The organism is Flagellimonas sp. S3867, assembly GCF_014698935.1.
In the GTDB taxonomy this organism is placed as follows: Bacteria; Bacteroidota; Bacteroidia; order Flavobacteriales; family Flavobacteriaceae; genus Flagellimonas.
Genome location: NZ_JACVMN010000002.1, coordinates 1 through 26,890, shown reverse-complemented (window position 1 = coordinate 26,890; position 26,890 = coordinate 1). Strand labels below are relative to the sequence as shown.

Below are 26,890 nucleotides of genomic sequence, written 5' to 3'. Positions count from 1 at the left end.
GGATGTTTTAGTTTTCATTTTACAAATTTTTGAGTTAGTTAGAAAGGCCCTCGTTAGAGGGCTTTTTGTTGTTTTAAGGTTAATTTATTTGCACCGGATTGCTTTCTAGGGGAGTTAACAAAAAAATAACACAAAATTCGACTAAGTGTAAATGGCAATAAATCGGTTTTAATACTAACAATCCTACAAATTAAACTTTCCAAAACCGCTAGGTTGTCAATAATCCAAACCTAGAATTATGGACTCGGTTTTTACCCATTTCCTACACTACGTTAACAAAAAACTAATTGTAATAAACTTCACATAATGTGGTTTTACCTTTGTACAACAATTAAAAACGACGGTAATGAATTATAGAAATTTTAAACTTGGTATGCTTGCAGGAATAGCTTTCGTAGCGGCTGCAAGTGCAATGAAGCCAGAAGTTCCGAAAGAGGAATTCGATATAAATAAAGTAGTATTTATCGAACAAGATCAAGATTGGGAGCTGGGCTTTGATACGGCACCATATCTGCCAGAAAATTTTGATCCTTATAGTGGTTCATTTTCATTGAAGGCAATAAACTATATGGACGAATGCGACCATGTAGAACTTGGATTTAACACTTCAGGATACCTTCCAGAAGGTTTTGATCCGTATATACAGTAAAGTTAGTTTCATACTTTTTTGAGTTAGTTAGTTTGATTATGGCCCCTCCAATTTGGAGGGGCTGTTGTTTTAGAATAGCATCGGTACCACAAACTGAAAAACCAAGATCAAAAGTCCAACTGCAATAAGGTTCAGGAGTATCCCAACCCGAGCCATCTGTGCAATTTTTACGTAACCGCTAGCAAAAACAATGGCATTGGGCGGTGTGGCCATGGGCAGCATAAAGGCACAACTACTGGCAATGGTCACCGGAATCAGTAAATAGAGGATGGGAATGTTCAATCCTATGGCAATACCTGCCACTACGGGAGCCAGTACCGCTACCAGGGCAACATTGCTCATCAATTCGGTCATAAAGAGCATTAATAGAATCAGTAGGGAAGCGGTTAACAAAATGCTTATATCACTGGTCGCAATTGCTGCGGCCACCATATCTACAATGCCACTGGAAGACATGCCTTTGGCCAAAGCAAGTCCTCCCCCAAACAGAATTAAAATTCCCCAGGCAAGTCTTGAAGTATCTTTCCAGCGGATTATGAAATCTCCCTTTTTCAGATTATAGGGAATGGAGAAAAGAGCAATGGCGGCAAAAATACTTATCATGGTATCTGTTAGTCCGAGTTGCGGAAAAATAGCGTTGATCAGGGTTCTGAAAATCCAGAGAAAAACAGTAACACCAAAAATGGCAAGGACCAATTTCTCCTTTCCAGAAGTCGGGCCTAACTTTTCAAGCTCGGTATCGATCACTTCCTTGGATGCATTAAACTTCAAATCCCGATTGGGAAACATCCATTTTACCAACACTACATAGCAAATAGTGACCATGATTATTGAAAAGGGGAGTCCCAACGTCATCCATTTTAAGAATGATATTTCTGTATTGTATTCGTTTTCCAGAAGCCCTATCAATACTGAATTGGGTGGAGTGCCTATTACAGTGGCAATTCCACCTGCATTGGCCGAAAAAGCGATGCCGAGCATTACACTAAGGGCAAAATTCTTGTCATTTTTTGTAAATCCATCTTCATCATCGATCAAAAGATTGATAACGGAAAGGGCAATTGGTAGCATTACCACAGTACTGGCCGTATTACTGATCCACATGCTCAATGAGGCGGTGGCGATCATAAAACCCAAAATTACCTTATTGGGTGTTGTACCCGTCAAGCGAATAATGTTTAAAGCTATGCGTTTATGTAAATTGACTTTTTCCAAAGCCAAAGCCATCACAAATCCACCAAAGAAGAGAAAAACAATGGGGCTGCCATAGTTCGCTCCTACTTCTGCTATAGGTAATATTTTAAGTATGGGCAGCAACAATAAAGGCAACAGTGCCGTAACAGAGATGGAAACAGCTTCAGTAATCCACCAAATAAGCATCCAGACAGCAACTGCAATCACGGAATCTCCTTTTTCGGAGACCAGTTCTGTTGGTAGATTAATCAAGATAAAGAATGCGATTGGACCTAAAAGGAGTCCGAGGATTTTGGATTTTTCCATTTCAGAAGTAGAATTCAAAGCTCTAAAGATAGCAGTCTAGATGGCATAAAAAAAACCCTCCTTTAAAGGAGGGTTTTATCAATAAACCAAACTCAAATAATTTAAGCAGTATGAAACATTACAGACTTAAACGTAATCTCGCGAACAGATAACGTCCGCTATATCCAAATTGTGATGTTCTTCTTGAGTACACAAATTGATCTCCGGAAGTACCTCCGGCCCTGTTTTCATCAGGATAAACATCCAAGAGATTGTTGGCACCAACTGTTAGTGTTAGATTTTCCGAAAATGATTTGGTCACCGTAAGATCAGTCACCAATTTTCCACCATAAACCGCATCATCACTTACCGTGGTTCCCTCGACCCTTGCATCTCCATTAAAATCATCGGGATCAGTAACTTCACCAAAGAATACATTACGCAACATAAAATCCCATGAATTAAGGGAAACCAGATTGGTAAGGTTCAATTTAGTTCGAGGCTGTGCCAAAGTTAAAAAGGCTTCCTCCTGTCCGTCAAAGAATGAACCGCTCAGGCCGGCATTGGCTATCAGTGTTGGAACAAAAATGTCTTCCACTTCCGTCTTGTTGAAAGTTGCCGCCAAATCATTTTTTAAGGTGGCATCTCCCACCACTGTTTTATGGGAAATAACAACATCCAAACCAGAGGATTTTGTATCAATGGCATTTACAAAGAAACGGGCACTTGTAGCTCCAGCTGAATCGAAGATTCCTGTTAGTTCTGGATCGCCGCCATTGCCAAAGCTTCCACTATAAACAATTCGATCATCGATATTGATCAAGTATCCGTCAATAGTTATCGTGAATTCACCAAAATTTCCGGTTAATCCAGCGCTAAAACTATTGGAGGTTTCTTCTCTTAATTTATCAATCCCGATTAGGGAAGCGGCTCTACTATCGTTGGTAAAGGTGCCTTGTTCAAAAGGGACATTATCTACAAAAACCGTACTTGTTCTGCTAAAGAACTGTTGATGCAAAGAGGGTGCTCTAAAACCCGAGCTGTTTGCAGCTCTAAATGCAAGATTTTCCGTAAGCTTTAATCTTGTTGCGAGCTTATAGTTGAAAGTACTACCAAAATCAGAATAATTCTCGTACCTACCAGCCAAGCTTACCAACCAATTTTCGGTAAAATCAGCTTCAAAATCGGCATACAGTGAAATATTGTTTCTGAATTTTTCAGTCGCGTTTCCAGGATCATATCCTCTAAAAACTTGAGCTCCACCTCCCAATGGCGAACCAGTGAAATTGTTGCGTACCAATTGGTCATCAGGCGTGATGCTATTAACAGGGTTACCATTAATATCATAGCTTGTAAACGATGATTCTTCTCCGGCCACAATTTCATACTTTTCAACTTTGTACTCAGCGCCAAACGCTACGTTGAAACCTTCAAAAACATCTTCATGGAATCGACTGAAATCCAAATTGGTGGTGTTTTGGGTAAAGCCTAATCCACCGGCATCAAAGGAACGCGGTGTGGCGACCCCAAGAGTTCCATTACTGGAATTACCTACTGTAATATCAAAAGTGTTTCTTCCATAAGTGTTGGAGAAATCGACATCCCATTCGTTAACTTTTCCTCGAATACCAACGGCAAGGGATTGATCTAGAATATCTGTTCCAATATTGGGTAAAAATCCATTAGGAAATGCAGGGGTATTGGCACGGCCATCACCTTGTGCAGGTCTTCTGTAGAATCCAGAGGCCAAACCTTGACGGTAGCTGATGCCGCCAAAACCATAAATCTCGGTTGTTTCTGAAACTGGAATGGACATATTGGCAAAAAACTTCCCTTCTCTAAGTCTGGAAGTACCGACTTTGAATCTGAAATCTTCACGAGTAAGGCCACGGGCGGCCAATTCATCTTCATCTGCATCAAAACCTAACAAATCACGAAATGTGCCAATATCGGTGTCATCATTTAGGTTTAATCCTGCAATTTGATCCTTTACAGTTTGATCCAGATAACCGATGCTTTGCGAAGCATTGGCATAATCTTGAAGGGTCATATCGGCTACAGTACCTCCGCCAGCCGCAAAAATACGTTCGGCTCCATGAAAACCTTGAAAAATATCACCAGCGTAATCTTTATTTCTCAATGCGGGTTCTCTTGTGGATAGAGATCCTGTAAAATTGATATAGCCTCTATCTCCGATGGGAAGTCCGAAATTGGCATCCAACTGGAATTTTTCTCCGTCACTTCCACCTTCAAACTGATTGCTGTTTTCACTGAAGTTAGCTCCAGAGGTCAATGAAAGGTCTAATTTTCCTGTTGCTTTTTTCAACACAATATTGATAACCCCGGCAATGGCATCTGAACCATATTGTGCGGCGGCTCCATCTCGAAGCACTTCAATACGTTGAATGGCTGCAGCGGGAATGGCATTCATGTCCGTACCTACGCTACCGGCACCAACGGTACCATTTACATTGATAAGTGCAGTATTGTGTCTTCTTTTGCCATTGATCAAAACCAAAACTTGGTCAGGACCTAAACCACGAAGCGAGGCAGGATCAATATGATCAGTACCATCTGAAACTGTTTGTGATTGGGAAGTGAAAGAAGGTGCTACATAGTTCAATATCTGGTTTACGCTTACTTGGGGGCCTTGATTGGCAATCGCAGCTATGTCAATAACATCAACCGGAACGGTTGTTTCAGTGGCTGTTCTATTGGGGTTTCTGGATCCCACAACTACAACATCATCCAGCTGGGCAGCATCTTCCTTAAGTATAATAGCAATGTTGGATTGACCATTTAAACCTACTTCTGTGGTCTTGAATCCCAGATACGAAACTACAAGAGTGGCATTTTCGTCATCAAGTTCAAGAGTGAAATTACCATCAAAATCGGCTTGTGTACCATTAGTGGTTCCTTTTACCAAAATATTGGCGCCAGGAAGGGGATTGCCATCGGCATCCTTTACAGAACCTCTAATTTCCTGTTGGGCCTTAGAGGAAGAGTTCAGGTTATCCAGGGATTTTCTTTTAAGAACTATTTGATTTCCGTTTATGGAATACTCCAAACTTTCTTGGGCCGAAAGCCTGTCCAAAACGGCAAATATCTTTTCATCAGAAGCGGATAATGACGTCTTTTTGGTATCATCAATTTCTTTTACGTTATAAAAAAACTTATAACCTGACTGTTTTTTTATCTCGTTGAGTACTTCTTTCAAGGGAACATTTTCAAATTCGAAATGAACCCTTTTCTGCGAGTAGATGTCACTGGCAGAGAGCTGGCATATAATAAAGAAAGTAAATAAAAAACTAATCTTCATTTTAAATGACATTTTTGCATTGGCCACCAAGAATAAAGGTGACTTGAAAACCATGCTTTTTTTCATAATTTTGAGTGTTTGATTGTTAATAATCCATGTTAGCGATCTAGTATTGGGGAAGGTGGTGCAACACCTTCCCTTTTTCATTCTGTAATTGTAATTACATTGTTCTCAATTTTAAACGTAAATGGTGTGCTCGCGGCAATTGTGGTTAAGATTGTTTTGATATCCTCATTTTCAAACTCCCCTTTATATACCTCACCTTTTAGGTTTTCAACTTGATTTTGAATGGAAACATTGTGTGTTCTTTCCAGTTTGGCCAAAATCTCTTGAAATGTTAGGTTGTCTATGATCAATCTGTTTTCCATCCAGCTTGTGAATATTCGAGTGTCCACTTTCTTTTTGGCGATGGTGCCATTTTCCTTGATAAAAGCCGCTTGATAACTCGGTGTCAATAAAACCTTTGCATCAGGATTGGAGTTTTCATAGACGTTTACCGAACCTTCAACAAGTGTGGTGGCTATTTTGCCGTCCGATTTGTATGCGGATACGTTGAACTGTGTTCCCAAGACTTTGATATCCAGATTTTCTGCATTGACTATAAAAGGTCTGTTTTTATCTTTGGTAACATCGAAATAGGCTTCACCTTCCAGATAAACGATACGGTTTTGAGTAGCTGAGTTTAGGTTTTGAGGGAATTTTAATCGAGTTCCTGCATTCAACCAAACTTTGGTTCCGTCAGAAAGTGTGAGATTAAAGGTTTGTCCAAACGGCACATAAATTTCATTAAAAACAAGATTCTGGTCCAGGCTATTGTCAAGTTGACTAAAATCCAATCCTTGTGCTTGTTTTTTGGCGATGGTCTTTCCGTCTTTGTCAACAAGTTCTGTTGCTCCATCCAAAGTGATGACTCGTTCCGTGCCATCTGCAAGTGAAATAACAACATTACTTTGTTTCTTTTGACCTGGTTCTTCAATTTGAACCAGAATTTCCGGTTGCTCAACATAGTTCAATGAGCGATAGGCTATAAACCCAATAGATAACAATCCTACGAAAACGGCTGCATATTTCAAGAAGTTCTTAGGAACTCTTTTGTTGGCTTGCTTCTTCTCAACAGTGGCCATAAATCTTTTAAAAGCTTCGCTTTCATCAAAATGGTGGTAGAGCGTATTTTTTGAACGTTTTCTAATTTCTTTCTTAAAAAATTCAAGATTTTCTCTCCTTGTCAGCACCCATTTTTTTAGTATTCTTCGCTCCAAAGGCGAAATGGTCCTGGCTAAAAACTTTTCAATCAATGCTTCTTTATTTTGCATTTTTACATAGGGTTGTGTTATAAAGATGCAGGATGTTCAAAAAACCCCTATTTATTTTATTTTTTTACTTTTAACCAGTTTACGCTGTACTATGGATGAGCAAGAACTTATTGAAAAGCTTAAGCAAGGAGAGATTCAGGCTTATGAATATTTATTTAACCATCACTATGATTGGTTATGTAACTACATTTTTCAATTGAGTGGGGACAGGAATTTATCCAAGGATATTGTTCAGGAGGTGATGGTAAGGCTTTGGGAGAAAAAGAAACAGATTACTATTAAAGGTTCTTTGAAGGGATATTTGTTCAAGTCGTGCCATAACCAGTTTTTGCAGCAACTTCGTAAAAAGAAGAAGCAACCAGACTTATTGGATAAAATTCGATGGGATACCATTTACGAGAGCTATTTTGAACAGAAGGAGGACGATACCTATTTCAAAACAACCTTGCTCAAGTTGGAAGAGCTTATTGATAAGTTGCCTCCAAAATGCAAGGAAATCTTTATCATGAACAAGCTAGAGCGAAGAAAATATCGCGAAATAGCCCAAGATATGGGTATTTCGATTAAGACCGTGGAAAACCAAATGTCCAAAGCTCTTCGGATAATTCGAGAAAATGCATCGGTTTTAATGCTGTGACCCATCTTCAATTTCAAATCTTCAATAAATAATGGAATCAGCTGCTATTTTTGGCAATTCGTAATTCCCATAATCCAAAACAGTCTGATTTTCTTTTAAACGTTGCCAGTCCTTTGGATTCGCTTTGGTATTGTATAAATAGACCTTTTCCAATGCTTTAAATTCTTTGAGCAATGGGATAAAGGAGTCTCCAAAATCTGTATGGGTCAGATTTATTGATTTTAAATATTTCAATTGGGATAAAAGCTCAATTCCATCACCGGTTATGGAGGTATCGTCCAGTTTTAGAGTAGTTAAATGAGGTAGGGAGGTGAGTTTATCAAAAATGTCATCAGTTACCTGCGTTCCACCAAGGTCCAAAACCACTATATGCTTGAGTATCGGATTCAATATTTCAAAGTCGCTGTTGCTAAAAGAGGGTTTATTGATACTGGAAACACTTAAAAAGGTTGAAACATTGCTGATTTGCTGCACGTGTAGCCCGAACATTTTAATGTGTGCTATTGAATCTGAAGGAGCTGCTGCAATGGTGGTATCCGGATAGATTTTATTTTCTTTTTGAGGAAAGAATGATAGAAAAAGCTCTTTTTGTAATCCTAAGTGCCCTATTGTTTTATTGGACGGATTGCCGTGCAATATCCACGTTTTTATCAATGTAATTTCTTCCTTCGTGAGTTGGGTTTTTTCCTTCGGAGGCATATGGTCTTCATCATCCTTGGACAATATAAGTCTGCTATACAATGGACTTTCACTTGGATTGTTTTCCACAATGATTTCTCCATTTTCTCCACCGACCAGCATGTCTTCCAAAGAATGAAGTTTTAACTCTCCCTTTGACTTTTTAGGGTTATGGCAGCTAACACATTTGTTATTGATCAAAGGGTGAATCACATCTTCATAAAATAGCGAGTTCTCCCAATTTTCCTCGTTGAGGACAATGGGTTTTTCTTCGAAGATTTCATGGCCAAAAAAGGATTTCACTGAGTTCGGAAAGGGTTCAAGCAGGTATCCCTTGCCATGGGTAATATCACCTCCTAAATGCCCTGTGAATGAAATCAGAACAAACAAAAGCGAAGAAAACAATAAGATTGGAAACTTTTTGAGAAATACCAAGATCGGCTTTTCAGAAATCTTAGAATACATCAAAAAACAAAAAATAGTAGTAGTGATTCCTAACCACAAATGCCATTTTACGGTGTCAAAAGCATAGCCTTCGCCCAAATATTGCAGATATCCCGTCACACATGCAAAGGCGGAAAGGATGCCAGCCCAAAGGAAAATCAAGGCTATAATTTTGGAATGTGCACGGATTTTTCTGTCGTACCACTGCAGCAAAAGTCCCAAAATGATAAAGCCAATGGGTAAATGGACCAAAATAGGGTGCAAACGGCCTAAAAACTGCTTCAGAATATCCATAGTGAGAAGGGCTTATTCAATTTTCATCCTTTTTTTCAAGGCATTCATGATGAACACATTGGCTTTCCATTGGTCGGCAACGGGAATTTGAGTATATGGAAGTGCTGGTAAATAGGTTGGCGGGCCAAACTCCGAAGTAATAGTTACTGTATGTTGACCTTCTGCCCAACGTTTGCGAATAATCTGCTCCCAGATCTCCATATGCCTATCCAAAGCCTTTTTCCATTCAGGGGCTTCGGGGTTATTAACTTGTGGGCCTTCGGCATGTCCAACTCTTGCATGAATATGGTATGAACGATCTATAATTGCTTCCAAATCCTTGTTTTGACCTTCCAGCAAGGATTCATGGACCACCATCCAATGGCTAATGTCCAACGTCAATTTTAGATTTGGAATATCACTGACATACTTTTTAGTATCCGGAAGGTTGTAACTAAATCTTCCCCTGTGCGTTTCATGATAAACCGGAATGCCACTCTCACTGGAAATTTTGTTGCCGATATCGATAAAGGCTTGATTCTGTTCTTGAGTAAAAAAGTCACTTCCTGTATGGCAATTGATCAAGACTGGATTCCATTGTATCAAAGCCTTGAGTTTTTCTTCAAATTGAACCAAACTTTGTTTGAAAGGGATGCTTTTATTGGTTCCGTGCATTAAATTGAGCAATAGCCCATGTTTTTTTAAAGCGATTTTAAGTGCATCTTGGCTTTCAGATTTAGAAGGTAACCAAATATCGATTCCATCGAATCCGGAAGTTTTTGCCCTTTCGCAAAATGCATCCCATGAGAGGGTATTTCCCCAGTTGGTTTGGAAAAATAGGATTTTTTGCTCTTGAGCAGGTGATTGAACCCAGAGAAGCATGAAGAGGACAATAAGAACTTTTTTCATAAATGTTCAAAGTTGGTTATGGTTGGTTTTATGCAAGTATTTCTTTAATTATTTCTCCTTCAACATCGGTCAGTCTATAGTTTCTTCCTTGAAATTCAAAGGTGAACTCCTCATGGTCAAAGCCAAGTAAATGCAAAATGGTGGCATGAACATCGTGAACGGATACTCTGCCTTCGATACCTAAAAATCCGATATCGTCCGTTTTGCCATGGCAGGCTCCTTTTTTTACACCTCCGCCGGCCATCCACATGGTAAATGCATCGCCATGATGATCTCTACCCTTGAAACCCATTTCTTTGTTGCCCCTGTTTTCCTGCATTGGGGTACGGCCGAATTCACCGCCCCAAACAACCAATGTTTCATCAAGTAGTCCACGTTGTTTTAGATCTAACAGCAAAGCTGTGATGGGCCTGTCAATTTCACGACATTTATTGCGTAACCCAAGGTCAACTGCGGTGCTATGATCGGTGCCATGACTATCCCAGCCCCAATCGAACAATTGCACAAACCGAACACCATCTTCCACTAATTTACGGGCTAATAGACAATTGTTGGCAAAAGACTCTTTTCCAGGCTCCACCCCATACATTTCTTTAATGTTTTCCGGCTCACTTTCAATGTTCATGATTTCAGGAACGGCAATTTGCATGCGATAGGCCATTTCATATTGGTTGATGCGCGCCAGGATTTCTGGATCTGCATACTTGGCATATTCTTCTTTGTTGATTTTGTTGATGGCATCTATGGTACTTCTTTTGAGGTTTCGCGAAATACCTTTCGGGTCCTCTATATAAAGAACAGGATCTCCTTCGGACCGACATTGCACACCTTGGTAGACTGAGGGTAAAAAACCACTTCCCCATACACTCTTTCCGGCATCTGGGGTTTTTCCGCCGGAAGTCAACACCACAAACCCGGGCAAATTTTGATTTTCTGACCCCAAACCATAAGTTGCCCATGCTCCAATGCTAGGCCTTCCCAACCTGGGACTCCCTGTATGCATGAACAACTGGGCCGGCCCATGATTGAATTGGTCGGTATGCACAGCTTTTAAAAAAGCTACCTCATCGATTACTTTCTTGAAATGGGGTAAATAGTTGGATACCCAATTGCCAGATTCACCTTCTTGTGAAAATTCGGCCTGAGGGCCCAATAGTTTTGGGGTGCCTTTTATGAAAGCGAATTTTTTGCCTTGTAATAAAGATTCCGGGCAATCTTGATTGTTCAATTTATGGAGAACGGGCTTGTGGTCGAACATTTCCAACTGTGAAGGTGAACCTGCCATATGAAGGTAAATGACTGATTTTACTTTTGGAGTATAAGGAGGGGGTAAAGTAGCCAGCGGGTTTAGATCTCTGTCCGAGAAGACTATTTTTTCTTTTTTCCCTTTTGGTTCCAATGGATCACAACCTAAAAAAATGGAGCCTAAGGCCAATCCACCCAGACCAGTTGCACAATCTTTAATAAAATGCCTTCGGGTCTTGGCTTGCGCATCCCGCATCAATTTCTCTCTGATAAGTCGTTCTATCTGATCCATTTCAGGCCTTGGTTAAAAATTCATCTAGATTCATTATCGCATTGGCTACCACGGTCAACGCTCCGAGTTCTGCTGTTGGGTTTGCATCAAAATGTAAAAACTGAATTAACCCATCATTATCCTTTTTGAATTCGTTCAATGAAGTATCATACAACGCTTTTAGCGCATTTAATTTTTCGGGGGATATTGTTGATAGGGTTGCTTTTTCATAACCATGAATCAATTGTTCTTCAATAGTATCAGAGGATTGCATTGCTTTTGCCAGATGGTATGACGCTTCTAGATATACAGGGTCGTTCAATGTTACCAATGCTTGTAAGGGTGTGTTGGTAACCGTTCTTCTGATGGTGCATACTTCTCTACTACCTGCATCAAAAGTGAGGAAAGAAGGGTAAGGGCTTGTTCTCTTTAAATAGGTGTACACCGCTCTTCTATAACGATCTTCATTTTTACTTTCTAACCATTGTTCGCCACTATATACCGTTTGCCAAACTCCTTCGGGCTGTGGAGGCATTACTCCTGGGCCGTACATTTTGGGGCTGAGCAAACCTGAAACAGCCAAGGCTTGATCACGAATCTGTTCGGCGCTTAATCGTAGTCTGGGACCCCTTGCATAAAGTTCATTTTCTGGATCTTGTTGATAGGTTTCAGGGGTCAATTCTGAGTTTTGGCGATAGGTGCCAGATACTACAATTTCCTTAATAAGCGCTTTTATGCTCCATTGGTGTTCATTCATAAATCGCAATGCCAACCAATCCAGTAGACCTGGATGGGAAGGAAAATCGGATTGAGAACCTATATCCTCAACAGTTGACAAAAGACCTCTACCAAAGATTTGGTGCCAAACTCTGTTCACCAAAGTTCGAGCGGTTAAAGGATTTTTTTTGTCGACCAACCATTTGGAAAATCCCAAACGGTCCTTGGACCAAGATGCTTCCCAAGAATTCAACACCGAAGGTGTGGCTGGCTGCACCGTATCGGTTTGTAGCAACCAATTTCCACGTTCAAAAACTTGAGTGCTGCGCGATATATATTCCGGATTTTCGGCCATGACAGGCAGAATTGGAGCTTTAAAGTCGATTGCTTTGTCAAACGCTCTCTGAATTCTGGAAAAACCAGCTTGGTCACTTCCAGGAATATCTGGTAAAAATCCTAGCCAATAAATATGCAGAGCATTCGTGGTTTTGGGAATCTTGGGGTTATTTATTTCAATATGAATGTTGATCGGCCCATGCACTCTTTTGATGGGGATTCGTTTGGTTACGGGTTCTTCGGTCTTATTCAACGTAAATTGAGTCAGAATTTCGCCTTCGGCGTTATCTTTTCGAATGGTGAATGAAACCCCACTATAATAGGAGTAGTGCTTAAAATAGAGGTATTCTGAACCATGGGTAAATACGTTTTCCAATCTGCATGAACCATTGTTCCAAAGTACTGCAGAAGCATGGTCATCATAGGATCCATTGATAAAATCTTGTAACGAATGGGATTTGTATACAGGTTCCTGGAACCTCAAAAAATCTGTATAAACCTTGGCGGTATTTTCATCACCATGATTTGATAACCACGTATTGATTTCATCAATTGATTCTTGTTGTTCAGGAGTATAAAATCGCAATGCTGGAGCTTCATCTGGGGTGTCTTCATCTCGCGTATTGTTAAAAAATGCCATTACATTGTAATAATCCTTTTGTTTGAAAGGATCATATGGATGTCCATGACATTGCACGCAACCCATTGTGGTGCTTTGCCAAACATCGAAAGTGGTGTTCACCCTATCGATTATTGCCGCAACCCGAAATTCTTCATCATCAGTTCCTCCTTCATCGTTATTCATGGTATTTCGATGGAATGCTGTGGCGATCAACTGATCAATGGAAGGATTTGGTAATAAATCTCCAGCCAATTGTTCTATAGTGAATTGATCATAGGGTAGATCATTATTTAGAGCCTTGATAACCCAGTCACGATATTGCCACATGCTTCGCCCTAAATCTTTTTCATAGCCTTTTGTATCCGCATAGCGGGCCATATCCAACCACCAGCTGGCCCATTTTTCACCGAATGAAGGTTGAGCCAAGAGGCTGTCTATCATGCCTTCATAATCAAGCTTTCCTGTTTTATAATTTTGAAATAGTACAGTATTTGGTGGGAGTCCAGTAATATCTAAGGCCACTCTTCGGGCCAGTATATTATCTTCTGCGGACGGACTTGGTTCTACACCTTCTTTTTTTAAGCGGTGAAGTATGAATTGGTCTATACCATTGTTAACGACAGCTGTATTTTCACTCGAAAAGCCGGCTTCTTCGGTCAGTTTTGGAATTTCAACTTCTTGGGGCAGGCTATATGCCCAATGTTCACCCCAATTTGCGCCTTGGTTTACCCATTTGGTCAACAAGTCGATTTCCTCATCAGAGAGCTTTGGTTTTTCATAGGGCATTCGAAGTTCAGGATCTTCTTCCTTCAAGCGTTTTATGAACTCACTTCCGGATGCGTTGCCTGGAATAATGGCAGGTTTGCCCGATTCAGTATTTGCGAAGGCCTCTTCTTCAAACAAAAGGCTGAATCCTCCATTTTTTTTGACCCCACCATGACACGTGATACAATGTTTGTTGAGGATGGGTTTGATTTCCGCACTGAAATCCACTTCTTTTGAAGGTTTGAGTAAATTCCATAGGAATACCAAAGAAAATAAACCCAAAATCACCCCAATAACGGATACTATTTTCTTGTTCATATTTATGCTCGGAAAGCGCTAAACGCTGTGAATCATAAATATAGGAAATTTTGAAAGTGGTTTTGCTAAACTTCGCTGAACGACTTTTGAACGAAGCCAAACAATGGCTTCGTTAAGAAATGCACCTTATTTTTGGGAGGCAAAAAGCCCGTCCTCTCTTTTTTCTACTTGAAAAAGACCCAATTTGGATAGGTTCTTAGTGCTCTTGTCCCATTTTTTGCCACTGAGTCCAGCTTTTTGCTTTAATTCAGCTAATGGCATTTCATCCAAAGGTTTTAGAATATCCATGATTGTTTTCTCTTCCTCGGTAAGCTCTACCTGTTTTTTTTCGGGTCGCATTTGTGGGAAGAAAAGTACTTCTTGGATAGAAGAGTTATTGGTCATGAGCATCACCAAACGGTCAATCCCGATTCCAATTCCAGATGTTGGGGGCATTCCATATTCCAAGGCGCGCAGAAAATCTTGATCAATGAACATGGCTTCGTCATCTCCTTTTTCGGAAAGTTTGAGCTGTTCTTCAAAACGCTCACGTTGATCGATGGGATCATTCAACTCTGAATATGCGTTTGCCAATTCTTTTCCGTTGACCATTAACTCAAAGCGCTCGGTCAAAGCAGGATTGCTGCGATGCTCTTTGGTTAATGGACTCATTTCTTTTGGATAATCGGTAATGAAGGTGGGTTGCACGTAGTGGTGTTCACATTTTTCACCAAAAATCTCATCAATCAATTTACCGACTCCCATGGTCTCATCAACTTCAATGTCGAGTTTTTGGGCCACCTCACGTAATTGGGTTTCATCCATTCCAGCTACATCATGGCCAGTGTGGATTTTTATGGCTTCTAAAATCGGTACTCGGGCATATGGCGCTTTAAACTCAATTTCGTTATCTCCAACGGGCACTTTTGTGCTGCCAGTGGCATCCAAGGCGATTTTTTCCAACAACTGCTCCGTTGTATCCATCATCCAATTGTAATCTTTATACGCCACATAGAGTTCCATTACGGTAAACTCCGGATTGTGGGTACGATCCATTCCTTCATTTCTAAAGTCCTTGGAAAATTCATAGACACCATCAAAACCACCTACAATCAGCCTTTTTAGGTACAATTCGTTGGCAATTCGCAAATACAACGGAATGTTCAGTGCGTTATGATGGGTTAAAAATGGACGTGCAGCAGCTCCACCCGGAATGGGTTGTAGAATTGGAGTTTCAACTTCCAAATACCCTCTTTCATTATAAAACTCGCGTATACTGTTGGTAATTTTGGTACGCTTGATGAAAGTTTCCTTTACCGAAGGATTAACTACCAAGTCCACGTAACGTTGACGGTAGCGAAGCTCCGGATCGTTGAATTCGTCGTATACTTTTCCATCCGCGTCTACCTTTGGTAGCGGTAATGGACGTAAAGCTTTGCTCAACAAACTAAAGTTTTTGACCATGACGGTCTTTTCCCCAACCTGAGTTGTAAACAGTTCACCTTCTACACCGATAATGTCACCAATATCCAGCAATTTTTTGTACACATCGTTGTAAAGCGTTTTGTCCTCACCAGCGCAGATTTCATCACGGTTAAAATACACTTGTATGCGACCTTCACTGTCTTGTAATTCTGCAAAAGATGCTTTGCCTTGGATTCTTCTCGACATCAATCTACCGGAAATCACCACTTTTTTTCCTTCCTTAAAATCGTTTTTGATGCTTTTTGAGGTGGCATCTACTGGATAAAGTGCAGCAGGATAGGGGTTGATTCCCAGTTCCCTAAGCTTTGATAATTTTTCCCTTCGAACGATTTCCTGTTCCGATAGTTGCATAGTCGATAAAAAATTAAAGCGCAAAATTACACTTTTGCGCTTTAATTCCTTACTTGGCCTTGCTTAATGTGGCATAATTCGGAGTATATGGTTTCCCGGTCATGATTTGAGCCATGTCTTCCTCCCAGGATTCCAGTGGACTTTCTACGATCCGGTTGACCTCTTTTTCCTTTTTAAAGAATACCATTGTTGGAACTTTGATGATGTCAAGACCTTTTTCTTCTCCGGTGGGACTTTTTTTATAATGTTCCTTACGTCGGTCCAGAGCGACAATTTCTATTTGGTTCATGGGGAATTTGGCCTCATGTAAAATTTTTAGCATTCGAGGGACCTCTCGCTTACTGTCGCCACACCAGGTGCCCAGAAAAAGTTTGATGTGATGTTTTTTGAGTTGTTTTTTGAACATCTTCACCATGGATTTATCTACCACATAGTTCTCATAATTGGTACTAAACCAGTTTGCGTAGGGTTCGGATTGCAGACCTTCTAAATTTATTTTTCCGACCATAAATGTTTTACCATTTTCCAATTCAATTTCTTTGTTGAATTCTTGGGCAAACAAGCTTGTACTGATCATTAAGAATGTTGCTAAAATTGATTTCATGATTTTTCAGTTTAAAATTTGGAACCGAAAATTCTATAAAATCAGGGGTGGAATGGTTTTTTGATGGTTGGAAATAGGGACTAGACCCCAGGTGGAATTTTATTTTTTGAAGATGGAGACAATTTCCTGGCGGGAAGAAACTGCTAGTTTTTTGTACAGATTGTTGATGTGGGTTTTAATGGTGCTGTGGCTCACAAAAAGTGCTGAAGCAATTTCCTTATTGCTTTTGTCCAATAGAATTTGTTGTACTATTTTTTGCTCTTGTGGGGTCAGTTTCTGAAGTAGATCGTTCACTTTGGTCCTTGCTTTGGATTTTCTAGTTACAAGTAAAAATAAATTCAATCCAAGGGAAACGCCAAGTAGCATCAACACGCCCCATTTCCAATTCCAAATGGCAGAATCTTGAAAATTGGCCAATTGGCTATCTGTTGTGATTTCGGCTTCAAATTGCTTTGTAAATTCAGTGTTTGGATAGATGGCGTTCAAACGGTCAAGAAGTTGCTCGTAGTAGTTATTGGAAGCAATGTCCCCTAGATAATGATCATAGGTCTCATTTCGTTTGTCTGAGAGAAAATCGTAAATGAGTAATTCGGCCAAAGGTTCTCCGGAGTCTTTGCCAAACTTTTGAAGGGAGGCAAACCACTTTTCTGAATTTAATTTTCTGTTGGCCTCACTTCGGTAGTCGGCAAAATCAAAGATCATTTCTTCTTTAAGTGCGTCAATTTCCAAAGGAAGTGAGGATTTAGGATTTGACGAGCTAATGGTACAGAGTTCTTGGTCTTCGAAAGAAGTGGGAAATTCCAAAGAGTCATTGTTATTGGCAATAAACAGCACACTTTTACTACTGTTGCAAGTTCCCAAAAAATGACTGGCATCGGAATTACCGGAACAACCATCCAAATGAATTCGATATAAACGGTTATCTATTAAAAGATTGTCGCCAATAAATTGAAAAGTACCCAATGAGTCAACTGTGGTCTTACTTATGATTTGTTCCAGATAGACCCGAGATGTCTTTCGGTAATCCTCAACAAGGGATAGATATATGGTATTCCCTCGGTTTTCTTCGGAAACATGACCCGAGAAATTGTACTGCCCCATGACGGACAGGCTACCAAATAAGATTATAATAAAGGAAATGACCTTCATAAATTTTCTATCTGCGTTAAAAATAAAGGTTTTGTGTAACAATTGGTTAGGATTTAATACTAATAGGTTACATCAATCAAAATCAAATTAATGAGTTTCTGGAGAGTTTTATTGGCCGTTCTTTTCCCACCCTTGTCAGTCATCGGGAAAGGTTGTGGTTCTTTTGTTATTGTATTACTTTTAACACTTTGTGGATGGGTGCCTGGAGTTATCGGTGCACTTGTCATTTTAAATAATACGAACTAATATAACCACAATGAGAAATATCCAAATCTTAGTATGGGCCATAATTGTTGCCCTTACTTCCTCATGCAACTTTACCGAAGAAATTACTTTACAAGAAGACGGCTCTGGAAAGCTATCTATCAATTTTGATGGGTCGGAACTGATGGAAATGGCTGGTGATGAAATGAAAAAGAGCACTGAAAAACCGGTGGACTCTCTAATTTCATTTAAAGACTTATTAGAAGAGAAAAAGGACAGTATTGCCCAACTTTCTCCTGAAGAACAGGCTAAATTGAAAAAATTGGAGCCTTTCAACATGCATATGGTCATGAACCCGGATGAAAAAGTAATGAAGTTTGATTTGTTCAGTGAATTCAAAAATGTAAGCGAGGTAAATGATGCATTTAACGCTTTTCAAGGAGCAAACGTGCTGGGTTCCCAAAAAGAGGGCGCAGCTCCGCCACCAATGGAAAGCTCCGCTTCAGAGGTGAGTTATGCCTTTTCAAACAATAGTTTTTCGAGAAAAGCCAATATTTTAGATCAAGAACTGTTTCAACAGCAAATTGATAGCCTCCAAGGAGCCGAAATGTTCCTTTCAGGTTCTACTTATACCCTTAAATATCATTTCCCGAAAAAGGTGAAATCCACCACCGCGGAAGAGGCTACTTTTAGCGCAGATGGCAAGACCTTGATTTATGAGGTCAAGTTTTTGGAGTTGATGAAGGATCCTTCGCTTTTAGATCTTGAAGTGGAGTTGGAAGACTAGTTTCCATTTAAAGCTCTTTGTATCTTTGCCAGATGAACAAGAAAGTCCAACTGCAAGATTTGGGTTTTAAGGATTACAAGGAAACTTGGGATTTCCAAGAAACCCTTTTTAAGGAAATTGTTGATTTAAAAATCAAGAATAGAAGGGAAGAAGCGAATCTTGAAACCCCTAACCATTTTCTTTTTGTGGAGCATCCCCATGTGTATACTTTGGGAAAAAGTGGAGACATCGACAATCTTCTGGTGGATGAAAAGAAACTACAGGAAAAAGGCGCCACTTTTTACAAAATCAACAGGGGAGGGGACATTACCTATCATGGTCCTGGCCAAATTGTGGGTTATCCCATTTTAGATCTGGACAATTTCTTTACTGACATCCATAAGTATCTCCGTTTGTTGGAGGAGATGGTGATTTTGACGTTAGCCGAATATGGATTAAAAGCTGTCCGCTCCGAAGGAGAAACAGGCGTTTGGTTAGATGTTGGCACTCCTTTTGCTCGAAAAATTTGCGCCATGGGTGTTCGGGCAAGTCGTTGGGTGACCATGCATGGTTTTGCCTTGAATGTAAATGCCGACTTAGGTTATTTTGATATGATGATTCCCTGTGGCATCAGAGGGAAATCTGTTACCTCATTGAATGTGGAATTGGGTCAGAAGGAGGTTGATATGGAAGAGGTGAAACAGAAATTACAGCATCATTTTGCAGCACTTTTTGAAGCGGAACTTATTAAAGAAAAAACTGAAGCTTAAGCCTTGGTTTAGAATTTAAAGTTCATAAGAGGTCAATACCATTAAACCCCTTAACGTTCCCCCGTCTACGTCAAAATCTTTTGTTTTTAGCAACCCAACATCTTCCGCTAACCATTGCTTTGCATGTGAACGAATGGTTGTTCCCATGTTCATGATCAAGTCGTAGCTCAAAATAAAACATTCACGAGGCTCTCCATTTGGATCTATAATGGTTTCAGTTCCCTCTACTTTTCTATTGGTCATTTTCATGGAAATGTTCACTCCTCCAGGAGCACCACTCACTCTTAGATCCATAGTTGCATCGGGTAGGGTACGCCCTACGCTAAGGTCATTCGGGATATAGATGTTCGTTCCAGCTATATCTACATCCATATTGGAATATCTGGAAAGCATTCCACCACCCATGGAACTGAAATCAATATCAACTCCATCATCCGTACAGGAAATGGTGTATTGTGCACTGTTCAGAACGGTGTTTCCCATGGCCATTGAGTAGGTATAACGACCAGAATCTCCGGTCACCTCGTCTACTTTATAGGTAACGGTTCCTTGCGATATGCTGTCCTGGTCAAAGATGGTCAAAGTAAAATGCGCTCCTTCTTTCAGTGGATAAAATTTGCTACACTTTCCTTGAGCCCATAACTGACTTCCTCCAATTAAGGCAATCAGCGAAATTGTAAGGACAATTTTTTTCATTTTTATTGTTTTATAAATTCTACCCTTCTATTTTGTGATTTCCCATCTGGAGTATTGTTGTCTCCAACGGGTTCCAATTCCCCTTTTCCTTCGGAAAGTAATCGGTCTGACGAAATTCCATATACCGAGACCAGCGCATTTTTTACCGCTTCGGCTCGATCTTGTGAAAGTTTCATGTTGCCCTCATCTGATCCATCGGCATCCGTATGTCCGACAATTTTTAACTTCATTCCTTTTTCTTGCATGAGCACCTGCGATATTTGCCGTATGATTCCCATGGATTGGGGTTGAATGTTGGCCGAACCCGAATCGAACAAAATCCCATTCGTGGAAATCTTCCCCTCGGAGATGAGTTTTCGGCGTAGGTCAACACCACCCTCAGCAACTTTAAGGTTGGTGATAAAAACTTTTTCTTTTCCATCCTTAAAACCATTGGCAAGGAATTTTACTGTATGTATAACTGCGCCAGGGGCCACCAATCTGGGCACATCAATATATTTTACCTCGTTAACCCATAACCTAAAACGCAGTTTGTTCACGGCAATCGAAATGTGTGGGTTGTTCAATGCAACATCCCTTAAATCTGCCTTGACAGTGCTTCTTATTTCTCTTTTATTGTTGATGTTGTTTTGAACAGTAATTCCTATAGCGGCATATTGACAAAATGGTATCTCAGCATACGCATTGTTACTGCCCGGTTTAAATTTATCATCATTACTTAAGGTAATCGCCACCTTTGCCTGCGAGGAGGTTTGATTATCCACACCTACGGCAGCCAGATCAAATTCAATGGTATATTCTTCTGGCAGTTGAGGAACATCAGGTATGTAATAAATATTAAAACCAGATTTTAATTCCAACCATTTTTGGGGTGAATCACCTAAGGTGACCAATTCACCACCAGCATTGGTGTTCCATTTAGATGGAAAATCTCCAATGAAATCGTTACCGAAATCATCGTAGAATAACTGTTTGTCACCAGGGACATAGTCAAATTTGCTATAAACCTGAATAGTTTTCGGACCCCCTGCTTCGGGAGACCCAGTATCGGATGGTCCATTAGTGGTATTCCCTGGGGTATTTTGACCACCAGTATTATCAGGTGCTTTAGGATTTTTTTTATCCTTTGAGCCAGGTTCAAGGATACTATCCAGGGCCTGATCGGTTTTTTTTGTGGTTTCCTTTTCCACACGGCGTTCTATAGTCCGTTCTGCGGCTCTTTCAGCTTTTTTTCCTAATTTTTTCAGTAATTGCGCGTCACTATTGAGACTGTAGGCAAAAGCAAAAAGCAAGCAAAATACAGCTTTGCCCAAAAAAGAGGTTTTCATTTTTAAAGTGTTTAGATAGTGTAATCATCTGTAAATTAAAAATTTACAGGGCTTTTACCAAGAAAGGATGTGTGTTTTGCCCTTACCGTTGTATAAGTTGCAGTAATGAGGTTGCTAGTTCATTTTATACACAATAATGGAGTTTTCTTGATCCTTGGCAACCAACTCCAGTTTTTTATCATTATCCATGTCAACCATGTCTATCAAAGAGTTTCCAAAAACTGGGAAATTGGAAATAGGCTTTGCCTGACTATCAAAGAGGTATATTTTTTGATTCTGAAAGTCTGTAACACTTACATAGATTTTATCGTAGATGTAAAAAATCTTGGGTTTTGAATATACGCCAAGGTCCAGCGCTACTTTTTTTCCTTTTATGCTTAGCACATTATCATCCATAAAAACAAGAGTTTTACTTGTAGTGAACATTCCATGGTCTGCACTCAAGTTAAAATTGGTGGCTGTCAACTTTCCTTTGGTGTCAATTTGGTGTAACACCCCTTTTTTGTTGGTTACTGAAAATTTATTCTTGTATAGAAAGATTTCATTATCTGAAAAATCGATCTTGTCTTTGACTTTCAAACGTTCATGACCGGTTCTATGCAAAATTTTAAGGCTTTTATCTTCTAGTTGGAAAATCAAATAGTCCTTATTGGATACCCTAAAATGCTTTGGGGTGGATATTATCGGGCTTTGGGCCTCTGTGAACCTAAAGCCACCAACAGTTTGCATTTGGCTGTTATACATAAATACCTTGTTTCCTTGTGTGATCACAAACCTATAATTCTTGTTGCCCTCATAATCGAACACTGCCAAGGGATTCAGGTTGCCGCCTTCAAAGGTTTTCTTAAATGGCAGTACATCTTTACCGTTACGATCGATTATCATAAATTGATTGCTGGTACAAAAGGCCAATTGCAGCCGACCATTTTTATAGATATCAACTTGTTGAATAGGCCCCTGTATTCTCCCACTAAGCTGTTTGCTCCAAAGTATTTTTCCTTTGGCGGAAATCAAATACAGAATATTGCTTTGATCCTGGACTACGATTTCTTGTTTATTGGTGCGATGGTTCTTTACAAATTGAGGATCTATGGTAAGGTCAGTATCCAATTCTAAGGTGAATAGAGGAGTCACTGAATTAACGGCTACGGTTTTCCCCACTTTGGACACCAAGAAATTGGCATGAACAAATTTTTGGTCTGCAACTATTTGCGCAGCAAAGGTGTGGTCTGAAAAACTGGCTTTTTTAACCGAATTAAAAAATTGTGGGACAAAATGTTGTTCCGAAAGGAAATTAATTCCTGAATCATTGGAAATGAACAACATGCTGGATTCATTTGCAAGTTGCCCCATGGCCGTTTTATAGACGGGGGAATTATTAAATGAAGAGGTATTTCTATGGTTGCTAATAATGGCTTGCAAAGACTCCCTACGCTCAGCAAAAAGAAATGTATTCTCTAAAATAGTGCAGAAGTTGGATTTGAAATTTTTGATCAGAGGGTTAAAACTAGCAACTAAAAAATCACTTTTTTTCAAGTTCATTATTTCGCTGCCTTGATAAACTGTGGAAGACACTTTATCAGCATTCAAAGCTTCAGTAAGACTTTCGGTTCCAAAGGAGCTTAAGAGAACTACTTTTTGATTATTAGAATATATGATTCCGACTTCCTCAATGGTGTTGAATAGGGAATCTACAGGTTTAACCCGGTCCAAATAGGTATTTTGGTTTTTGGCGAATGTTTGATAGTCATCAAAAGTGTATGAACTAATTGCCTGGGCACTCATTGGAGCAAATTGAGGTGTTTTGTGAGCAAGGGGATTGGTGCCTCGAAATAAATTGATGAAGTTTTTGGTCGAATCTGATGCAACGGCCACTCCGGTTAGACCAATATTATCAGAATTGGAAGAAAAATCCATGGAAATCCAATCAGCGAATGTGTTTACACGATTGTCATCCTCTTTCAATTGACCTGAAAATAGAGATGAAGGTTCATCTAAATTAACGAAAAATGTAGCCGACTTGATTTGACTGGAGGTGTCATACAATCGTTTCAAGGTAGGGTTTACAGGATTACCTTTTTTTGTTCGCACCATGTTCTCTAGGAGCATTAGCGAGCTGCCTACCACTATGTTTTTGTCTAACAACATGCTAAACACCTCTTGGTCTTCCAAAGTGTATTTGGTGATGTTTTTATTTTGATAGGTAAGCGTTTCTACAGTTTTGTCGGATAGATCATCAACATTAAAAAAATTGGGAGACGACTCCAAAATCAAAACAAATTCATAATTGTCCTTTCCAATGGAGTAGAGTCCAAGTAGGCTTTTTGATTCTGTCTTTATGTGGTCCAGCACTCCTGTTTTGCCCTGTATTTCTTTGTATAGGGAAAAGTCCTTGGAAGCTTCAAGGACGGAGCTGTTTTTTAGCTCACTTTTAAAATTGGTGAGATTGTTTATTTTAATGATCAGAGCGGCATTGGAAGGAAAATATTCCAATAATGAATCCGTGTTTTTTACTTCAGTTTTGCAATTGATAAGAAAAAGCGCAAGCAGTACTAGGAGTGCCTTGAATTTCATTGTTGAAGTTTCGAACAAATTTAGGGTTTTAGATATCCAGTGTCAACTGTTCTGGAAGTTGTCTGAAACTTTTTCTATGGTATTTGGTCAATCCATATTTTCTAATGGCCTCTCGATGTTCTTTTGTGGGATATCCTTTGTTCTTTTTCCAATTATACATGGGAAATTCTTCATGAATCTTGGCCATATATGCATCTCTATGGGTTTTGGCCAACACTGATGCCGCCGCAATGCTCATATATTTTCCATCACCTTTAATGATGCATTGATGAGAAATCGACGGATAAGGTTTAAAGCGGTTCCCATCGACCAGAATAAAGCTAGGGGATTTCTTTAGTTGGTCCAAAGCACGATGCATAGCCATAATGGATGCGTTAAGAATGTTGATTTTGTCAATTTCTGCTTCAAAAACATGACAAACCGAAAATGTTAGGGCCTCCCTCTCCAAAGTTGGTCGCAATAGTTCCCTTTTTAATTCTGACAATTGTTTGGAGTCGTTCAATATTGAATTGCTAAACCCTTTGGGTAAGATGATGGCCCCAGCGGTGACCGGCCCTGCCAAGCAACCCCTTCCGGCCTCATCCGTTCCGGCCTCGTTGGTAAATTTAAAAAAAGGTTCAAGCATGTGTGTATAGACAGGTTTGATCCACCTAAAACAAGGTATTGTTAAAGTTGTCCAATATTATTGATTTTTAAGGTATAAACTTTCACATTTCTTTAGAAACAAAACATATACCTTTGCCTGACCAATAATATGGAATGAGATTTTTAGTATTTGCCCTTCTCCTTTTGGTGAGCCCAACCTTATCAGCCCAACAAGATTCCCTACCCCCTGTAAAGGAAGTGGACTCCATAAATAAGGTTCGAACAAAAGACTCAATAAAAACCAAAAAACCAAATTTCCGAATTCCCGAAAGGGCTGCAAAGGAAAAAGATACGGTCCCAATCACAGATTATAAGATCATTTCTTACCATAGGGATACTACCATTGTTGATACTACCCTGACCATTAGAAAAGAATACAAATACAATTATATACGACAGGATGATTTTGAGCTGATGCCTTTTTCAAACATTGGCCAACCCTATAATGTTTTGGGGAGAACCTTTTCCAATAATACATTGTACCCTCAAATTGGTGCTGTTGCGAAGCACTCCAATTATTTTGAAATCGAAGACATCAACTATTACAACGTGCCTACACCCATGACCGAACTAATGTTCAAAACTACATTGGAGCAAGGGCAGCTGTTGGATGCACTCCTGGCTTTTAATTTCAATAAGAGATTTAATGTCGCAATTGCGTTTAAAGGTTTTAGGTCGCTCGGAAAGTATAGGTTTGATCAAGCGCAATCCGGAAACTTTAGAACATCGTTTAATTATGCAAACGAAAAGGGCAACTATAATATAAGGGGGCATATTGCAGCTCAGGATATTGAAGGAGAAGAAAATGGTGGGTTGCTGAACAGAGACCAGTTTGAAGATACCGAAACGGATGACTTTACCGATAGAGCACGGATTGATGTGCGCTATACCAATGCAAACAACAGGATTTTGGGTAAACGATATTTTTTGGATCATGAGTTAAAACTGTTTAAAGGAAAAGACTCCACCAAAACCCGACCAACATCTCTGGCTATTGGACATGAGTTTAACTACGAAACAAAATTCTACGATTTTACACAATCTGCCCAAAATGATGCCTTTGGTCTGGACCCTTTTGTGACTCCTATTGAAGATCGAGCACGATTAAAGACCATGTTCAATAGAGGGTCATTAAAATTCTCGAATAAAACCTTGGGAGACATAAAAGGATGGGCAAGCCTTTATAGCTACAATTATTTTTTCAATAGCATTCTTATAACCGACGAAGGCACAATTCAGAACCAGTTGAAAGGGGAAGAAATTGCTGTGGGAGGAAGCTATAAAAAGAATTTTGGCAAGTTACTATTGAAAGGAGATATCAATTACAATGTTTCTGGAGAATTGGGAGGAAGCTATTTTAATGCCTCAGTGGATTATAAGATCAACGATAACAATTTGATCTCGGGTGGTATACATGCCTCATCTCGAATGCCAAATTTTAATTACTTGTTGTACCAAAGTGATTACCGTAACTATAATTGGCAGAACACGGATACATTTAACATGCAACAGATACAAAGTGTACGTTTCGGATTTAACTCAAAAAAATTGGGGCATCTGCAAGCAGAATACAGTGCTTTGGACAATTACACCTATTTTGAATCCATAGCTACCCAAGAGCAAATAGACAATGCGCAAGAAACAGCTTTTGTGAAACCCTTCCAACAGACAGAGACCATAAACCATTTAAGGGTGAAATACATGAAAGACTTTAAATGGAGAAGATGGACGTTGACCAATACCGTACTTTATCAAGAGGTAACACAAGACGACCAAGTCTTGAACCTACCTCAATTGATTGCAAGGAATTCCCTGTTTTTTTCAAAAGATGTCTTCAAAAAGGCCATGTTTCTGCAAACGGGGGTTACCTTTAAATACTTTACTTCCTATAATATGAATGCCTATAATCCTTTATTGGGCGAGTTCTATATTCAAAACAGAGAGGAATTTGGAGCATACCCACTGTTGGATGTATTCATAAATGCCAAGGTGAGGCAAACAAGAATATATTTTAAAGCAGAACACCTGAATTCAATCTTTTCAAAACCCAATTATTATTCAGCACCAAACTATCCCTATCGTGATTTTGTGATCCGCTTTGGACTAGTTTGGAATTTCTTTTCTTAAAATTTTATTTAGTTGAAATAATTTGTGGTTGAAAAACAGGGTTTTACGAAAGAAGATAATCTTTTGAAAAAAAATAGTTCAAAACTATTTGCGGAGAAAAAATAAGCTAACTATATTTGCACCCGCTTAGCTGATAAGGCTGGGTGGTAAACGACAAAATGGGAGGGCTCTGTTAGGCCCGATTTTTTTCTCGTTTATGGATTTAAGAAGTTCATTGACATATTGTATAGACAGCGT

20 protein-coding genes are annotated in these 26,890 nt (G+C 39.6%); 6 read left to right on the top strand and 14 right to left on the bottom strand.

What is annotated here, in order from left to right; genetic code table 11:
• The first annotated feature begins 346 nt into the window (after positions 1–346).
• Positions 347–649 carry a hypothetical protein gene (locus tag IAG46_RS07835; RefSeq protein WP_190809804.1) on the top strand — a complete coding sequence of 101 codons (303 nt, stop codon included), beginning with the start codon at positions 347–349 and terminating at the stop codon, positions 647–649.
• 69 nt (positions 650–718) lie between these two features.
• Here IAG46_RS07835 and IAG46_RS07830 read toward each other — a convergent pair whose 3' ends face one another.
• From IAG46_RS07830 to IAG46_RS07820, 3 genes are all read right to left on the bottom strand, one after another.
• On the bottom strand, positions 719–2,149 hold the full coding sequence (locus IAG46_RS07830; protein WP_190809803.1) for a DASS family sodium-coupled anion symporter: 1,431 nt from the start codon (positions 2,147–2,149) through the stop codon (positions 719–721).
• Between the two features lie 118 nt (positions 2,150–2,267).
• A complete protein-coding gene (locus IAG46_RS07825) occupies positions 2,268–5,513 on the bottom strand; it encodes a TonB-dependent receptor (RefSeq protein ID WP_223826627.1) in 3,246 nt (1,081 codons plus the stop codon).
• A gap of 77 nt (positions 5,514–5,590) precedes the next feature.
• On the bottom strand, positions 5,591–6,760 hold the full coding sequence (locus tag IAG46_RS07820) for a FecR family protein (protein ID WP_190809802.1): 1,170 nt from the start codon (positions 6,758–6,760) through the stop codon (positions 5,591–5,593).
• 91 nt (positions 6,761–6,851) lie between these two features.
• Between IAG46_RS07820 and IAG46_RS07815 the strand changes: the two genes are divergently transcribed.
• Positions 6,852–7,397 carry an RNA polymerase sigma factor gene (locus IAG46_RS07815; protein ID WP_190809801.1) on the top strand — a complete coding sequence of 182 codons (546 nt, stop codon included), beginning with the start codon at positions 6,852–6,854 and terminating at the stop codon, positions 7,395–7,397.
• A 21-nt stretch (positions 7,398–7,418) separates the two neighbouring features.
• On the opposite strand, the gene IAG46_RS07810 is transcribed toward IAG46_RS07815, so the two are convergent.
• The 7 genes from IAG46_RS07810 to IAG46_RS07780 form a co-directional block, all read right to left on the bottom strand.
• Positions 7,419–8,813, bottom strand: a complete 1,395-nt coding sequence (locus tag IAG46_RS07810; protein WP_190809800.1) for a c-type cytochrome domain-containing protein — start codon at positions 8,811–8,813, stop codon at positions 7,419–7,421.
• Between the two features lie 12 nt (positions 8,814–8,825).
• Positions 8,826–9,701: a sugar phosphate isomerase/epimerase gene (locus IAG46_RS07805; protein WP_190809799.1), complete on the bottom strand. Its 876-nt coding sequence runs from the start codon at positions 9,699–9,701 to the stop codon at positions 8,826–8,828.
• 28 nt (positions 9,702–9,729) lie between these two features.
• The gene (locus tag IAG46_RS07800) at positions 9,730–11,238 is read right to left on the bottom strand and encodes a DUF1501 domain-containing protein (RefSeq protein ID WP_190809798.1); all 1,509 of its coding nucleotides are present in this window, start codon (positions 11,236–11,238) and stop codon (positions 9,730–9,732) included.
• A 1-nt stretch (position 11,239) separates the two neighbouring features.
• Positions 11,240–13,975 carry a PSD1 and planctomycete cytochrome C domain-containing protein gene (locus tag IAG46_RS07795; protein WP_190809797.1) on the bottom strand — a complete coding sequence of 912 codons (2,736 nt, stop codon included), beginning with the start codon at positions 13,973–13,975 and terminating at the stop codon, positions 11,240–11,242.
• Between the two features lie 126 nt (positions 13,976–14,101).
• Positions 14,102–15,790, bottom strand: a complete 1,689-nt coding sequence (gene lysS / locus IAG46_RS07790; RefSeq protein WP_190809796.1) for a lysine--tRNA ligase — start codon at positions 15,788–15,790, stop codon at positions 14,102–14,104.
• 49 nt (positions 15,791–15,839) lie between these two features.
• Positions 15,840–16,394 carry a thioredoxin family protein gene (locus IAG46_RS07785; RefSeq protein WP_190809795.1) on the bottom strand — a complete coding sequence of 185 codons (555 nt, stop codon included), beginning with the start codon at positions 16,392–16,394 and terminating at the stop codon, positions 15,840–15,842.
• Positions 16,395–16,493: 99 nt separating this feature from the next.
• Complete coding sequence (locus IAG46_RS07780) at positions 16,494–17,543, bottom strand: response regulator transcription factor (protein ID WP_190809794.1); 1,050 nt, start codon at positions 17,541–17,543, stop codon at positions 16,494–16,496.
• A 90-nt stretch (positions 17,544–17,633) separates the two neighbouring features.
• On the opposite strand from IAG46_RS07780, the gene IAG46_RS07775 reads away from it, so the two are divergent.
• The 3 genes from IAG46_RS07775 to lipB are packed head-to-tail and all read left to right on the top strand — an operon-like array spanning position 17,634 to position 19,283.
• Positions 17,634–17,789, top strand: a complete 156-nt coding sequence (locus IAG46_RS07775) for a YqaE/Pmp3 family membrane protein (protein WP_190809793.1) — start codon at positions 17,634–17,636, stop codon at positions 17,787–17,789.
• A gap of 10 nt (positions 17,790–17,799) precedes the next feature.
• Positions 17,800–18,534, top strand: a complete 735-nt coding sequence (locus tag IAG46_RS07770; protein WP_190809792.1) for a hypothetical protein — start codon at positions 17,800–17,802, stop codon at positions 18,532–18,534.
• 32 nt (positions 18,535–18,566) lie between these two features.
• Positions 18,567–19,283 carry a lipoyl(octanoyl) transferase LipB gene (lipB, locus tag IAG46_RS07765; protein WP_190809791.1) on the top strand — a complete coding sequence of 239 codons (717 nt, stop codon included), beginning with the start codon at positions 18,567–18,569 and terminating at the stop codon, positions 19,281–19,283.
• 15 nt (positions 19,284–19,298) lie between these two features.
• On the opposite strand, the gene IAG46_RS07760 is transcribed toward lipB, so the two are convergent.
• From IAG46_RS07760 to IAG46_RS07745, 4 genes are all read right to left on the bottom strand, one after another.
• Positions 19,299–19,979 (bottom strand): hypothetical protein, encoded by a 681-nt coding sequence (locus tag IAG46_RS07760; RefSeq protein ID WP_190809790.1) that lies wholly within the window; start codon positions 19,977–19,979, stop codon positions 19,299–19,301.
• A 2-nt stretch (positions 19,980–19,981) separates the two neighbouring features.
• The gene (locus tag IAG46_RS07755) at positions 19,982–21,307 is read right to left on the bottom strand and encodes an OmpA family protein (protein ID WP_190809789.1); all 1,326 of its coding nucleotides are present in this window, start codon (positions 21,305–21,307) and stop codon (positions 19,982–19,984) included.
• A gap of 114 nt (positions 21,308–21,421) precedes the next feature.
• Positions 21,422–23,881, bottom strand: coding sequence for a ribonuclease HII (locus IAG46_RS07750; protein WP_190809788.1), 2,460 nt, complete (start codon positions 23,879–23,881; stop codon positions 21,422–21,424).
• Between the two features lie 28 nt (positions 23,882–23,909).
• Positions 23,910–24,506: a ribonuclease HII gene (locus IAG46_RS07745; RefSeq protein WP_190809787.1), complete on the bottom strand. Its 597-nt coding sequence runs from the start codon at positions 24,504–24,506 to the stop codon at positions 23,910–23,912.
• A gap of 134 nt (positions 24,507–24,640) precedes the next feature.
• Between IAG46_RS07745 and IAG46_RS07740 the strand changes: the two genes are divergently transcribed.
• Positions 24,641–26,653: a putative porin gene (locus tag IAG46_RS07740; RefSeq protein ID WP_190809786.1), complete on the top strand. Its 2,013-nt coding sequence runs from the start codon at positions 24,641–24,643 to the stop codon at positions 26,651–26,653.
• The last annotated feature ends 237 nt before the right edge of the window (positions 26,654–26,890 follow it).